The sequence below is a fragment of the Microbacterium sp. CFSPD4_SD4 genome, assembly GCF_057364585.1.
This window is the reverse complement of the sequence record NZ_JBNFOC010000001.1, coordinates 80,634-93,767: the sequence shown is the minus strand read 5'-3', so window position 1 is coordinate 93,767 and position 13,134 is coordinate 80,634. Positions and strand designations below refer to the sequence as shown.

Sequence of the window (13,134 nt, the reverse complement as noted above, 5' to 3'; positions counted from 1 at the left end):
CCGCTCGTAGACTGGACGGATGCTCGTCGCCCTCATCCGCCCCCGAGGATCCATGACCGTCGACGTCACCGGGACATCCCTCGAAGACGTCCACGCCCAGCTCGATGCTCATCGTGAGCCGGGCTACGCGCTCACCTCCGCCCCGGTGCACATGCTCAAGGGTGAGGCGAAGATGGAGGCCACGGGGACGTTCCAGCGCGTCGACGGCGTCGAGCAGATCGAGGCCGAGGACATGGCGGGCATCGAGGCGAAGGTCCCGGAGGGCTGGCAGCTGCTCTCCGTCCGCCGCGCCTGACGCGCACCCCACCCGCCGCCGCAACGCGCGTTTCCGATCCCCGCGTCGGCAGGTCGTCCCTCCCGCCCCATGCCGGTTCGATAAGGTGCCTCTCCCGGCCGCGAGAGGCACGGTTTCGATCCCGCCCTGAGCGATCCAGCCCCGAAACAGGCAGAGAAAAAGCCCCGGAGATGGCGAGATCTCTGAGGCTTGTTCCGTGCACCCCCAGGGACTTGAACCCTGAACCCACTGATTAAGAGTCAGTTGCTCTGCCGATTGAGCTAGAGGTGCGTGGCCCGGGATAACCCCGACCGAGGAATTACATTACCAGCGGTTGGCGCCGACACGAAATCCAGCGCGGCCCGGGCGTGGCTCGGGCGTTTCGCCCCCTCATCCTGGCCGATGGTCTCTGCGGGCGCCGTCGGGACGGCGACTATCCTGAGAGCGTGACCGCCACTCCCGACGCCGCCGACCTGCGCGCCGATCTCCAGCTCGCCCTCCGCCTCGCCGACGCCGCGGATGCCCAGTCGCTCCCGCGTTTCGACGCCGCGGACCTGGAGATCTCCACGAAGGCGGACCACTCGCACGTGACGGACGCCGACCTGGCGACGGAGCGGGCGATCCGCCGGATCCTCGAGGAGGAACGTCCCGACGACGGCATCTTCGGCGAAGAGTTCGGGGCTCAGGGCGGCACCGCTCGGCAGTGGATCATCGACCCGATCGACGGCACCGCGAACTTCCTCCGCGGCGTTCCTCTGTGGGGGACGATGATCGCCCTGGCGATCGATGGCGTGCCCCGTGTCGGCGTGGTCAGCATGCCCGCCCTCGGGCGGCGCTGGTGGGCCGCAGCAGGACGCGGTGCCTGGACGGTGAGCGACCGCACCGAGCGCCGTCTCGCCACCTCCACCGTCTCCTCGCTGGACGAGGCCAGCGTGAGCTTCCAGAGCATCGCGCAGTGGCGTGACGCCGGGCAGCTGGATGCCCTGCTGCGCCTGAGCGCGCACGTCTGGCGCGACCGGGCGTACGGCGACGTCTACGCCTACATGCTCCTCGCCGAAGGACGACTGGAGGCGGTCGCGGAGTTCGATGTGAAGGAGTACGACATCGCAGCGGCTGTGGCGATCGTGAATGAGGCCGGCGGGCGCATGACCGCATTCGACGGCTCCGAGACGATCTCCGCCCGCTCGACGCTCGCCACCAACGGCACCCTTCACGACGAGTTCCTCCGTCTCCTGCACGACTGACCACCCCGAGGCCACGATGACCACCCGACGACTCGCGATCCTGACCGGTCTCGTGCTCGCGGGAGCCGCCCTGACGGCGTGCACGGGTGGCGGCACGCCTGAGCCGTCGGCGCCGGGCTCGGCCGCTCCCACGGGAGACGGCGGCGCGAGCGCGACACCGGGCGGGGACGAGCTCACGTGCGAGTCGATGATCTCCGAAGGCACCGTCGCGGCCCTTACCGACGCCGGCTGGACGGCAGAGCCACGCGAGTTCCGCGTCGGGGACGTCGAGCTGACACAGGGACTCCTCTGCTTCTGGGCGGACTTCAGCGTGCCCTCGGACCACGGTCAGATGTACGGCTGGTCTCCCCTGTCCGCCGAGGAGGCGGAGCGCGCACAGGCGGGCCTCGAGGAGCAGGGGTGGCGGAGCGAGGAAGACGCTCAGGGCACGTACGTCACCGAGGACCCGCAGTTCGCCATGAGCACGGACGAGGACGGGTACGGCATGACGTATCTCTTCGGGGACGGCTGGGTGAAGGTCGCCGACACGAAGCAGGGGCTCCTCCTCATCGAGGGACAGCGCTGACGCCGCACACCACTCGGGCTGGTGTTGTCAAGCCGCTGGGCCTGAGGCCGCGGACGGACGAGGCTGGTGACATCCGTCGAGGAAAGGAATGCGCATGGGTAACGACAGCGACCGCAACGACATCAGCACCGAGCCCTCCCCCGGCCCCGAGGAGAACGACAACCTCGGCGCCGAGGACAACAAGGGCGAGCCGCGCACCGTTCCGCCCACGGACGGATCGGACGACGACGGAGACGACGTGCGCGCCGAAGACCCGGACCGCTCGCACTGAGCCGCTCGTCCGGATGGCAGGAGCCCCGCCTCGCAAAGAGGCGGGGCTCCTGCGCTGTCACTCGGTCGTGGAGCCCTGGACGATCTCGTCGACGAGCGTGATGCCTCCGGTGGAGTTCGCCGATTGCATGAGGTCGTCGATCCACTTCGGGTTCAGCTTGGGCGGCTCCCGCCCTTCGAACGTGAAGCGCAGCGGGATCGACGGATGCAGCCAGATCGTGGAGCGTCCGTACGCATCGCCCTCGGGGTGGGTCCACGACACCGTGAAGCTCTCGTTGCGTCGGAGCTTCGTCGCGATCACGACCTTGAGGTGCGCGAGCGCGCGGTCCTCGATGTGGAGCTGGCTCGTGCTGTCGTACATGATGAACCCCATGTGCGAATGGTAGGCCTCGCCCGACTCCGCCACCAGGGCCGTCATGCCGCGCCTCCCCACCCGCGTCTCAGCCGCGGACGTCCCTCGGGTCGTTGCCGTAGCTGTTCCGCTCCCCGATCGTGCCGTCCTCCCGTCGGATGAGGTGCTCGACCTGACGCGCCCGAGCCGTCTCCCGCCCGACGGCGACCGCCTCGTCCTTCGTGTCATGCGGCCCGCTGAACGTGTTCACCTCGCCCTGGACGCGATTGAACCAGCCGCCTTCCTGGTGGAACGTGTCGACATCGCCCTTCGGCATGGCGTCTCCCTTCGTCGTGGACCCGCTTGGTACCGCGCGACCGCAGTCGCCTCCGACCCCCTTGCGCGCGCGCCGGTTCGGTCGTACGCGCACCGCGCATCGGTCGCGTCCCCCGAAGAGGGGACAGACATCCGGTCACTCCGCCTGCGATCATCGCGATGAGGGAGTCGAACGGGCGGGCGCTGTCCCGCCGATCGGGGAAGGAGACTTCTGATGACGACCGACATCATCGCGGGGCCGTTCCTGACGGCGGTCCGCGAGGCCTGGGACCGTGGGCGGGGAACACTCATCGTCCCCCGGGTTTTCACCCTGACGCAGTTGGCGGCCGGAGCGGGGTCGCTGAGCGCAGAGGTCACCGACTCGACGGGGACCCGGTTCGGCTTCCGCGTTCCGCTTCCGGCAGCCGCCCGGTGGGAAGGGAGGGCACAAGGTGGTGAAGGCACGCCGGAGCACTGGGCGCTGTGGAGCGTCATCATCCCGCTCATGGAGGAGCTGGAGACGGACGCCGGGCGCCGCTTCGCCCCCGACGCCGACGGCGTCCGCTGGGTGACCGCATAGTCGACCGCGGTCACCAGCCGCGGAGCCTATCGCAGGCCGTCTTCGCAGTCGCTTCCCCGGCGGGCTTCCCACCAGAGCGCGTACTCGGGTCCCTCCGCGGTCTCGATCGTCCACGGTGGGAAGGTGATGAAGCGGTCGAGCGCGAGTGCCCACGAGCTGTTCCCCGACACGAAGAAGCCCGCCTCCCCGGAAATGACCAGGGAGGCGGGCCTCGTTCTGTGCGACAGCGACCTGGTGGAGCTGGGGGGAATCGAACCCCCGTCCAACGCTGAGTCTCCACGCCTTCTCCGGGCGCAGTCTGTGGAAGCGTTCTGCTCGGCTCCGACCTTTGTCACAGACACCTAAGTCGACGAGCCCAGCCTGGGAAGAGTCCCACGTGACGTCCAGACGCCGTCACGCAGCAAGATTCCTAGATGACGCCAGGATCCGTATCGGAATCACATACGGTCTGACGGACTATCGGGCTCGCTTAGGCAGCGAGGGCGAAGTCGTTGCGCTTGGATTCGGCAACTATTGTTTTGCAGAGAGCGTTTACGAGATAACTCTGCATCCTCGGCCCGCTTCTCGTGGATTCACAGGCGCTGTCGAAACCGATCAGCCCCGTAGTCCTTCTCTCGAAGGAGCCGCTGTCACACTGTGGAATTGTCAGCCTCGGGCGACGAGCACCCGAGCATCACAGGATACAACGTTCCCGCCCGCGTCGCCATTCCACGCCGCCCGCGGAGGTCGCGTAGAGTCGGCGCCATGAGCGATGTGACTGTCACCGTCCGCGGCGAGCACGAGGCCCGTCTGGCTCCGGAGCGCGCCACCGTCCACGTCGCGGTCCGCGCGGAAGGGCCGGACCGAGCCGCGGTCGTCGACCATGTGATGCGCTTGGCCGAGCCCGTGCGGACCAGCATCGTGGGCCGCGTGGAAGCCGGCTCCGCTCTCGACTGGAGCAGCACCCGCCTCTCGGTCCGTGCGGAGCGCCCGTGGAACGCCGACGGGAAGCGTCTCGCCCCGGTCTACTACGCGAGCATCGACGTCACCGCGACCTTCGCCGAGGCGTCGGAACTGTCGGTCTGGATCTCCGACATCTCCGCCTGGGATGGCGTCGAGGTCGGCGGTGTCGACTGGCACCTCACCCCCGAGACCCGCGTTCGCGTGGAACGAGAGGTGGCCACGCAGGCCGTCCACGTGGCCGTGACGAGAGCCGAGGCCTACGCCGCCGCGCTCGGCCTCGCCGACGTGGCTCCCCTGGAGATCGCCGATACCGGCCTGCTCTCCACCACGGCGCCGACGCCCGGCACACCGCTGGGGAAGGCGCGCGGTGCCGTCGCTTTCGCCGCCGACACCGCGCCGGCCATGGAGTACGAGCCGCAGGACATCGTCCTCACGGCGACCGTCGAGGCGCGCTTCCTCGCTCGCTGAGCCTCCGCCGTCAGTCGCTGACGACGTAGGCCGCGAGGTCGGCGGCGAGACGCTCGGACACGTGCGCGTGCACCGCGGTCCCTGCCTCCTGGTGCTCGACGGACAGCAGCATCCCGGTCTCGTGGATCGCCGCGACGAGGTCACCGCGGTCGTACGGGATCACGGCGTGGAGCTCGACGGCCGGCTTCGGCAGCGCCTCCTCGATCGCCGCGCGGAGCTCGACGATGCCCTCGCCGGACCGTGACGAGACGAAGTGCGCCTGCGGCTCCAGGCCGCGCAGCACGAGCCGCTCGTCCTCGGGGATGAGGTCGGCCTTGTTGAAGACGACGATCTCCGGCATGTCGCGCACGCCCACATCGCCCATCACGTCGCGCACGGTCTGCAGCTGGCCGGCCGGGTCGGGGTGCGAGCCGTCGACCACATGCAGCACGACGTCCGCGTCACCGACCTCCTCCAACGTGGAGCGGAAGGCTTCGACGAGCTGGTGCGGCAGGTTGCGCACGAATCCCACCGTGTCGGTGAGCGTGTACACCCGGCCGTCTTCGGTCTCGGACCGACGAACGGTCGCATCGAGGGTCGCGAACAGCGCGTTCTCCACGAGCACGCCCGCGCTCGTCAGCGCGTTGAGCAGACTCGACTTCCCGGCGTTCGTGTACCCGGCGATGGCGACGGAGGGGATTGTGTTGCGCTTGCGTTCGGCCCGCTTCGCCTCGCGCGCGGGCGCGAAGTCGCGGATCTGCTTGCGCAGGAGCGCCATCTTCGTCCGGATGCGCCGGCGGTCGAGCTCGATCTTCGTCTCACCGGGTCCGCGCGAGCCCATGCCCGCGCCTCCGGCACCGACCTGTCCACCGGCTTGGCGGCTCATCGACTCACCCCAGCCGCGCAGGCGCGGCAGCAGGTACTCGAGCTGCGCGAGCTCGACCTGGGCCTTGCCCTCTCGGCTCTTGGCGTGCTGGCTGAAGATGTCGAGGATCACGGTGGTCCGGTCGATCACCTTGACCTTCACGACGTCTTCGAGCGCACGTCGCTGGCTGGGGGCCAGCTCGGTGTCGGCGATCACGGTGTCGGCGCCGACGGCGGCGACGATGTCCTTCAACTCCTGCGCTTTGCCGCGTCCCAGGTAGGTGGCGGCGTCCGGGTGCGGACGGCGCTGCAGCACGCCGTCGAGCACGACGGCGCCTGCCGTCTCCGCGAGCGCGGCGAGCTCACGCAACGAGTTCTCCGCGTCCTCCTGGGCGCCCTGCGGATACACGCCGACGAGCACGACGTTCTCGAGCCGCAGCTGGCGATACTCGACCTCGGTGACGTCTTCGAGCTCCGTCGACAGACCGCCCACACGCCGCAGCGCATGCCGGTCCTCGAGGTCCCACTGGTCACCGTCCGCGGTCGAGTGCGCGGCCGTCGCTTCGTCCTGGAGCGCCTGCGCGGCGCCGAACATCCGCACCTCCGAGCGCTTCTCTGCGTTCGCCAGCACGCGGTCGACCGTCTGGTCGTCGGTGGAGGGTGTCTTCGTCTCCGTCATCCGTTCCTGTCTCTGGTTTCCTCGCGAGCCTTAACCTTAGCCCGCGCCGTCCGGTACGCTCACCGTATGGGGTCCGACCACTACTTCACTGCGGCCCCGGCTAGCCCCGAGAACCTGCGCAAGATCCGCGTATCCCTGGCAGGACGTGAGCTCGAAGTGACCACCGCGGGTGGCGTCTTCAGCCCGGATCGACTCGACGCCGGCACCGCAGTGCTTCTCGCCAACATGCCTCCGGTTCCACCGGGAGGTCATCTTCTCGACCTCGGCAGCGGGTGGGGGCCGATCTCCCTGTCGATGGCGCTGGCCGCTCCGCACGCGACCGTCTGGGCGGTCGATGTGAACGAGCGGGCTCTGGACCTCGTGCGTCGCAACGCCGCAGCCCTCGGCCTCACCAATGTCAACGCCGCACTGCCCCAAGATGTTCCCGCCGACGTGACCTTCCGCACGATCCGGTCCAACCCCCCGATCCGGGTGGGGAAGAACGAGCTGCACGGTCTGCTCGAGAAGTGGATCCCGAGGCTGGATGAGCGCAGCGATGCGTGGCTCGTCGTCCAGCGGAACCTCGGCGCCGACTCCCTGCAGCGCTGGATCGCGGCGACCTTCCAGCCCGGCTACAGCGTCTTCCGGACGGCGACCGGCAAGGGGTACCGCATCCTCAAGGTGCGCAAGCACGGAACACCGCCGACGGAGCCCATCGACCTCGTCTGAGAGGTCCGCCCCGCGACCTCAGACGAGGTCGACCTCACCCTGATAGACGAGCTGCGCGGGCCCGGACAGGGCGACGTGCTCCCCGTCTTCGGCGGGGAACATGCGAACTCCGAGCGTGCCGCCCGGAACCTCGACCTGCCAGTTGTCGGGGGCCTGTGCGCCGGCCCAGTAGCGCACAGCGAGAGCCGTGGCGGCGACACCCGTCCCGCAGCTCAGTGTCTCGCCGACGCCGCGCTCGAAGACACGCATCCGCACGTGCCCGATGCCGTCGCGCACGAGGGGCTCACCGGGCACCACGAACTCGACGTTGGCTCCCGCGGGCGGAGCCGGCTCCAGCTCGGGCGTGCGGGTGAGTTCCAGCAGTCCGAGCTCCGCGTCCGAGGCCAGTGCCACCACGACGTGCGGGTTCCCGACGTCGATGCCCAGTCCCGGACGGGTGACGGTCAGCCCGTCCGCGCGCACCAGCGGGTCGTGTCCCGACAGCTTCCACGCGCCGAGGTCGACCTGATAGCCGCTCACGCTGCGGGTGACGTCACGGACGCCGGCTCTGGTGCCGATCGGGAGCGTGCTGCCGGGCTCGATCGCCGCGAGACCCGAGCGGACGAGGTAGTGGGCGAAGACCCGGATCCCGTTCCCGCACATCTCCGCGACGGAGCCGTCGGCGTTGCGATAGTCCATGAACCATTCGGCATCCGGCTCTTCTGCCAGGGCGGCTGCACCCTCCGGGATCGCGGACGAGCGCACGACGCGCAGCACGCCGTCCGCGCCGATGCCGAAGTGGCGATCGCAGAGCACGGCGACCTGCTCCGCCGTCAACTCCAGCTGCCCGTCGGGGTCGGCGATGATGATGAAGTCGTTGCCGGTACCGTGCCCCTTGGTGAATGCGACCATGGGACCAGTCTAGGGAGCCGACGACCCTGCGCCCGGCCGTGCGACGCGATAGCGCCCGCAGAGGAAGCTGCGGTTGCGAGCCACCTCGATCAGTTCCAGATCGAGCCGCCGCGGCAACAGCGGGGCGCCGCTCCCGAGGGTCACCGGTGCGTACTGCACCCAGACCTCGTCCAGCAGCCCCGCGTCGGCGAACTGCCCGGCGAGGTCTCCCCCGCCGACCACCCAAAGATCCTTGCCACCCGCGGCGTCGAGCATCGCGCTGTGCACGTCGCGGATGTCGGCACTCGTCACCCGGACATCGGCCCCGGCCGGCACCGCAAGGTCACGATGCGACAGCACCCACGTGGGCTGCGTGTACGTCCAGCGGCCCTCCTCATGGCGCATGACCCACTCGAACGTGGATGCCCCCATCACCAGCGCACCGATGCTCTTCTCGAAGGCGGGGTACGCCATCGGACCCTCCATGTCGATGTCCTGGCTCAGCAGCCAGTCCAGGGAGTGCTCGGCAGTGGCGATGAAGCCGTCCAGGCTGGACGCGGTGAAGTAGTGAGTGGCCATACGCGCATGCTCGCACGGGCCACCGACATCGCGGTCAGTCCCGCAACAGGTCGGCGACGGCCACGGGTGGCGTCACCCACTCCAGCTCCGGGTAGCGCTTGAACCACGACACCTGTCGACGTGCATAGCGTCGCGTGAGAGCCTGCGTCTCGGCGATCGCCTCTTCGGCGGTGGAGCGACCGTCCAGCTGTGCGAGCGCCTGTGCGTATCCGATCGCCCGCGGGGCTGTCGTCCCGCGCTCCAGACCGCGGTCCCGCAGCCCGGCGACCTCGGCCACCAGGCCGTGCTCCCACATCCGACGCACACGCGCATCGAGGCGGGCGACGAGTTCGCCCCGATCCACGTGCAGCCCGATCAGACGCGTGTGCGGATACCAGAGCGTCGGCGTCTCGGGGAGGACGGCACCATGCGTCGCGCTCCCCTGCTCGATGATCTCGAGCGCGCGGATCACGCGTCTCCCGTTGCGCGGGTCCACTCGGGCCGCGACCCCCGGATCACGCTCGCGCAACCGCTGGAGCAGGGACCCGACACCCTCGCGATCGAGTTCCTGCTCGAGACGCTCGCGGATGGCGGGGTCCCGGGGCGGGAAGTGGAACTCGTAGACGACGCTCGACACGTAGAGTCCCGATCCACCGACGAGGATCGCGTCCCCTCCCGCCGCGTGGATCTGCTGCACGGCCTCTCGTGCGAGCGGCTGATACCAGGCCACGGCAGCGTCCTGCGTCACCTCTCGCGCGTCGAAGAGGTGGTGCGGAATGCCGCGACGTTCGGCGACCGACAGCTTCGCGGTGCCGATGTCCATGCCGCGGTAGAGCTGCATAGCGTCGGCGTTGACGATCTCCGCCGGGTTGCCGCGCCGCCGGAGCTCCTCGGCGAGATCGAGCGCCAGATCGCTCTTCCCCGTGCCGGTCGCGCCGACGACGGCCCAGAGCCGAGGCGCGGTCACACTCCGACGCGGAGGGTCGGCAGGCCGAGGGAGACGGCGCGCGGAGCGCCGTCGCTCGGTGCCGGCACGGCGCACGACTCGGCCTGTCCCCGATCCCAGGCGTCGCCACCACGCGTCCGACGGATGCGGAGCGGGGCACCCGTCGGGTCGTCGGCGAGGAGGTGGAACGGCGCGGCGTGCGTCACCGTCACCGTGACGACATCCCCTGGGCGCGGCAGCTCGGACCCGGGAGTGACCTCGAAGTGCACGAGCCGGTTGTCCTGCGCCCGCCCGGTCAGGCGACGCGTCTCCGTGTCCTTCTTGCCTTCGCCCGTGGACACGAGAACCTCGACCTCCCGGCCGACCTGCTTCTGGTTCTCCTCGAGCGAGATGCGCTCCTGGAGCGCGATCAGCCGGTCATAGCGAGCCTGCACGACGTCCTTGGGCACCTGGTCCGGCATCGTGGCCGCAGGGGTGCCTTCGCGGATCGAGTACTGGAAGGTGAAGGCTCCGGAGAAGCGCGACTGCTCGACGACGCGCATCGTGTCCTCGAAGTCCTCCTCGGTCTCGCCGGGGAAGCCGACGATGATGTCGGTCGTGATGGCCGCGTGCGGGATGCGCTCGCGGACGCGGTCCAGGATGCCCAGGAAGCGCTCGCTGCGGTAGGAGCGACGCATCGCCTTGAGGATCCGGTCGCTCCCCGACTGCAGCGGCATGTGGAGCTGCGGCATGACGGCGGGCGTCTCCGCCATCGCGTCGATCACGTCGTCTGTGAAGGCGGCGGGATGCGGGCTCGTGAAGCGGATGCGCTCGAGCCCCTCGATCTCGCCGGCGGCGCGGAGGAGCTTTCCGAACGCCTGACGATCCCCGAACTCCACCCCGTAGGAGTTCACGTTCTGCCCGAGGAGCGTCACCTCGATGGCGCCGTCCTCCACCAGCAGGCGGATCTCGTTGAGGATGTCGCCCGGGCGACGGTCCTTCTCCTTGCCCCGGAGGCTCGGGACGATGCAGAAGGTGCAGGTGTTGTTGCAGCCGACGGAGATCGACACCCAGCCGCTGTGCGCGGAGTCGCGCTTGGTGGGAAGCGTCGACGGGAAGACCTCGAGGGACTCGAGGATCTCGAGTTCGGCGTCACCGTTGTGGCGCGCGCGCTCCAAGAGGCCGGGCAAGGATCCCATGTTGTGCGTGCCGAAGACCACGTCGACCCAGGGGGCCTTGTCGAGTACGGCCTGCTTGTCCATCTGCGCCAGGCAGCCGCCGACGGCGATCTGCATCCCTGCCTTGCGGCGCTTGACGGCGGCCAGGTGCCCGAGCGTCCCGTAGAGCTTCCCGGCGGCGTTGTCCCGGACGGCGCAGGTGTTGATGATCACCACGTCGGCCTCGGCTCCGGCCTCAGCGCGGATGTAGCCGGCACTCTCCAGGGATCCGGACAGACGCTCGGAGTCGTGGACGTTCATCTGGCAGCCGAAGGTGCGCACTTCGTAGGATCGCTGGCGCCCGTCATCGTCGACGGCCGCCGACGACGCGCTGATGATCGTCGGTTCACTGCGGGGGATAGTCATGATGCTCCCATTGTACGAGCGTCACCGAGAGCCGATCGCGTGCGAACCGTCAGTCGGAATCCACGAACCGGACGCCGGAGACGCCCCCGCCGAACGAGGCTTCCCGCAGCGCCGTCTTCGCCGCGTTCATGGCGACCGATCCCCCGTACCCGCGGCGCGACAGCTGCCCGACCAACCGGCGGAGCGCCGCGTCGGGGTCGAGGCGTCCCATCGAACGCGCTTTGGTCCGGGCGAACTCCAGTGCCCGCTCCGCGTCGTCGTCGGGCAGCTCATCGAGCGCGGCGTCGATGACGTCACGAGGAATGCCCCGCTGCGCGAGCGCTCGAGACAGCGCGACCCGCCCCTGGCCCTTGCGTTCGACGCCGGACGTGACGAGGAGCTCGGCGAGCACGGCGTCGTCGAGGTATCCGCGCCGTACGAAGTCGTCGATCACGTCTTCGACGGCGTCCGTCGCAAGCCCGTGCCCTTTCAACACCAGCCGGGCCTCGGAGACGGACAGCGACCGCGTGCGGAGCTTCCGCACCAACGACTCCTCCGCCGTCGCTCGGATCTCCGCCGCCGAGGGGCCGTTCTCCGTGCCCTCTCCCCCTCCGGTCGATCGGGACGTATCGCCGACGGCGCGCAATGTGGTGGTCTTCCCGCCCCAGGAAGCGGCCCGCGCCGAGGCACCCCGGGCGGGGTGCCTCGCGCTGGGAGAACCGTCGTCGACCGACGGGGACCCTGCCGACGTGGGCTCGTGCCACGTCGAGCGCCAGAGTCCCGCCGCGTCCGCGGGCGGCCCCGACCGCGCAGGCGGCGCGGACGACGACTCGTCTGCACCGCCTGCGGCCGGATGCTCCGCACGCGTGGGTCCGCCGAAGAGAGGGATGATGGGGGCGATCCGCTCGGAATCGCCCCCACGCTGGTCACTCATCAGGCCGGGCGACGCTCGGCCAGCTCATCAGCACCCGGAGCCGCGGCCGGGCCGCCGATACCGAGCTTCTGCTTGATCTGACTCTCGATCGCCAAGGCGATGTCGGCGTTGTTGAGCAGGAACGTCCGCGCGTTCTCCTTGCCCTGGCCCAGCTGATCGCCGTCGTAGGTGTACCACGATCCCGACTTCTTGACGATGCCGTGCTCGACGCCGAAGTCGATCAGGCTGCCCTCGCGGGAGATGCCGACGCCGTAGAGGATGTCGAACTCCGCCTGCTTGAAGGGCGGGGCCATCTTGTTCTTGACGATCTTGACGCGGGTGCGGTTACCCACGGCGTCCGTGCCGTCCTTGAGCGTCTCGATGCGGCGGATGTCCATACGCACGGACGCGTAGAACTTCAGCGCCTTACCACCGGCAGTGGTCTCCGGCGAGCCGAAGAACACGCCGATCTTCTCGCGCAGCTGGTTGATGAAGATCATCGTCGTGTTCGTCTGGTTCAGACCACCGGTGAGCTTCCGCAGCGCCTGCGACATGAGGCGGGCCTGGAGACCCACGTGGGAGTCTCCCATCTCGCCCTCGATCTCCGCACGCGGCACCAGGGCCGCCACCGAGTCGACGACGATGAGGTCGATGGCACCGGAGCGCACGAGCATGTCGGCGATCTCGAGAGCCTGCTCACCCGTGTCGGGCTGTGAGACGAGAAGGGCGTCGATGTCGACGCCGAGCTTCGCGGCGTAGTCGGGGTCGAGCGCATGCTCCGCGTCGATGAATGCCGCGATACCGCCGGCTCGCTGGGCGTTGGCGATGGCGTGCAGCGTCAGCGTCGTCTTACCCGAGGACTCCGGGCCGTAGATCTCGACGATGCGGCCACGCGGCAGACCTCCCACGCCGAGGGCGACGTCGAGGGCGATGGAGCCGGTGGGGATGACGGCCACGGGGGCGCGCTCATCGCTGCCCAGCCGCATGACCGAGCCCTTTCCGAACTGGCGGTCGATCTGGGCGAGGGCGGTCTCGAGGGACTTCTCGCGGTCGGCGGGTGATGGCATGGTGTGCTCCTTCTGCGCGT

Annotated in this window: 16 protein-coding genes, 1 tRNA gene and 1 other RNA gene; 7 read left to right on the top strand and 11 right to left on the bottom strand. The window is 69.3% G+C overall.

Annotated elements, in window-relative coordinates; all coding sequences use genetic code 11:
* The first annotated feature begins 19 nt into the window (after positions 1–19).
* On the top strand, positions 20–295 hold the full coding sequence (locus AC2W7E_RS00460) for a hypothetical protein (protein WP_085607356.1): 276 nt from the start codon (positions 20–22) through the stop codon (positions 293–295).
* Between the two features lie 197 nt (positions 296–492).
* Here AC2W7E_RS00460 and AC2W7E_RS00455 read toward each other — a convergent pair.
* A tRNA-Lys gene (locus tag AC2W7E_RS00455) sits at positions 493–565 on the bottom strand.
* Positions 566–720: 155 nt separating this feature from the next.
* On the opposite strand from AC2W7E_RS00455, the gene AC2W7E_RS00450 reads away from it, so the two are divergent.
* The 3 genes from AC2W7E_RS00450 (at position 721) to AC2W7E_RS00440 (ending at position 2,354) form a co-directional block, all read left to right on the top strand.
* A complete protein-coding gene (locus AC2W7E_RS00450) occupies positions 721–1,518 on the top strand; it encodes an inositol monophosphatase family protein (protein ID WP_485988337.1) in 798 nt (265 codons plus the stop codon).
* 16 nt (positions 1,519–1,534) lie between these two features.
* Entirely contained in the window at positions 1,535–2,083 is a 549-nt protein-coding gene (locus AC2W7E_RS00445) for a hypothetical protein (protein WP_485988336.1), read from the top strand.
* 94 nt (positions 2,084–2,177) lie between these two features.
* The gene (locus AC2W7E_RS00440) at positions 2,178–2,354 is read left to right on the top strand and encodes a hypothetical protein (RefSeq protein ID WP_259983612.1); all 177 of its coding nucleotides are present in this window, start codon (positions 2,178–2,180) and stop codon (positions 2,352–2,354) included.
* 57 nt (positions 2,355–2,411) lie between these two features.
* On the opposite strand, the gene AC2W7E_RS00435 is transcribed toward AC2W7E_RS00440, so the two are convergent.
* Both AC2W7E_RS00435 and AC2W7E_RS00430 read right to left on the bottom strand, forming a co-directional pair.
* Complete coding sequence (locus AC2W7E_RS00435; protein WP_025103247.1) at positions 2,412–2,726, bottom strand: DUF7882 family protein; 315 nt, start codon at positions 2,724–2,726, stop codon at positions 2,412–2,414.
* A gap of 67 nt (positions 2,727–2,793) precedes the next feature.
* Entirely contained in the window at positions 2,794–3,021 is a 228-nt protein-coding gene (locus AC2W7E_RS00430; RefSeq protein ID WP_062634870.1) for a DUF2188 domain-containing protein, read from the bottom strand.
* 213 nt (positions 3,022–3,234) lie between these two features.
* Here AC2W7E_RS00430 and AC2W7E_RS00425 point away from each other — a divergent pair, with 213 nt between their 5' ends.
* Entirely contained in the window at positions 3,235–3,579 is a 345-nt protein-coding gene (locus tag AC2W7E_RS00425) for a hypothetical protein (protein WP_249521993.1), read from the top strand.
* 232 nt (positions 3,580–3,811) lie between these two features.
* Here AC2W7E_RS00425 and ssrA read toward each other — a convergent pair.
* Positions 3,812–4,181: a transfer-messenger RNA gene (gene ssrA, locus AC2W7E_RS00420) on the bottom strand.
* Positions 4,182–4,323: 142 nt separating this feature from the next.
* On the opposite strand from ssrA, the gene AC2W7E_RS00415 reads away from it, so the two are divergent.
* Positions 4,324–4,989, top strand: coding sequence for an SIMPL domain-containing protein (locus tag AC2W7E_RS00415; protein WP_303708454.1), 666 nt, complete (start codon positions 4,324–4,326; stop codon positions 4,987–4,989).
* A 10-nt stretch (positions 4,990–4,999) separates the two neighbouring features.
* Here AC2W7E_RS00415 and hflX read toward each other — a convergent pair whose 3' ends face one another.
* The gene (gene hflX, locus AC2W7E_RS00410) at positions 5,000–6,511 is read right to left on the bottom strand and encodes a GTPase HflX (protein WP_126893028.1); all 1,512 of its coding nucleotides are present in this window, start codon (positions 6,509–6,511) and stop codon (positions 5,000–5,002) included.
* Positions 6,512–6,577: 66 nt separating this feature from the next.
* Between hflX and AC2W7E_RS00405 the strand changes: the two genes are divergently transcribed.
* Positions 6,578–7,219: a class I SAM-dependent methyltransferase gene (locus tag AC2W7E_RS00405; RefSeq protein WP_025103235.1), complete on the top strand. Its 642-nt coding sequence runs from the start codon at positions 6,578–6,580 to the stop codon at positions 7,217–7,219.
* Between the two features lie 18 nt (positions 7,220–7,237).
* On the opposite strand, the gene dapF is transcribed toward AC2W7E_RS00405, so the two are convergent.
* The 6 genes from dapF to recA all read right to left on the bottom strand — a co-directional run bounded on the left by dapF (position 7,238) and on the right by recA (position 13,114).
* On the bottom strand, positions 7,238–8,110 hold the full coding sequence (gene dapF / locus AC2W7E_RS00400) for a diaminopimelate epimerase (RefSeq protein WP_126893029.1): 873 nt from the start codon (positions 8,108–8,110) through the stop codon (positions 7,238–7,240).
* A gap of 9 nt (positions 8,111–8,119) precedes the next feature.
* Complete coding sequence (locus AC2W7E_RS00395; RefSeq protein ID WP_025103233.1) at positions 8,120–8,668, bottom strand: dihydrofolate reductase family protein; 549 nt, start codon at positions 8,666–8,668, stop codon at positions 8,120–8,122.
* Between the two features lie 34 nt (positions 8,669–8,702).
* Positions 8,703–9,614 carry a tRNA (adenosine(37)-N6)-dimethylallyltransferase MiaA gene (gene miaA / locus AC2W7E_RS00390; protein WP_025103232.1) on the bottom strand — a complete coding sequence of 304 codons (912 nt, stop codon included), beginning with the start codon at positions 9,612–9,614 and terminating at the stop codon, positions 8,703–8,705.
* Positions 9,611–11,155, bottom strand: coding sequence for a tRNA (N6-isopentenyl adenosine(37)-C2)-methylthiotransferase MiaB (gene miaB, locus AC2W7E_RS00385; protein WP_060921069.1), 1,545 nt, complete (start codon positions 11,153–11,155; stop codon positions 9,611–9,613). Before miaB ends, miaA begins: the two co-directional genes overlap by 4 nt.
* A gap of 49 nt (positions 11,156–11,204) precedes the next feature.
* Positions 11,205–11,678 carry a regulatory protein RecX gene (locus tag AC2W7E_RS00380; RefSeq protein ID WP_062634892.1) on the bottom strand — a complete coding sequence of 158 codons (474 nt, stop codon included), beginning with the start codon at positions 11,676–11,678 and terminating at the stop codon, positions 11,205–11,207.
* Positions 11,679–12,067: 389 nt separating this feature from the next.
* Positions 12,068–13,114, bottom strand: a complete 1,047-nt coding sequence (gene recA, locus AC2W7E_RS00375) for a recombinase RecA (RefSeq protein ID WP_025103229.1) — start codon at positions 13,112–13,114, stop codon at positions 12,068–12,070.
* Between the last annotated feature and the right edge of the window lie 20 nt (positions 13,115–13,134).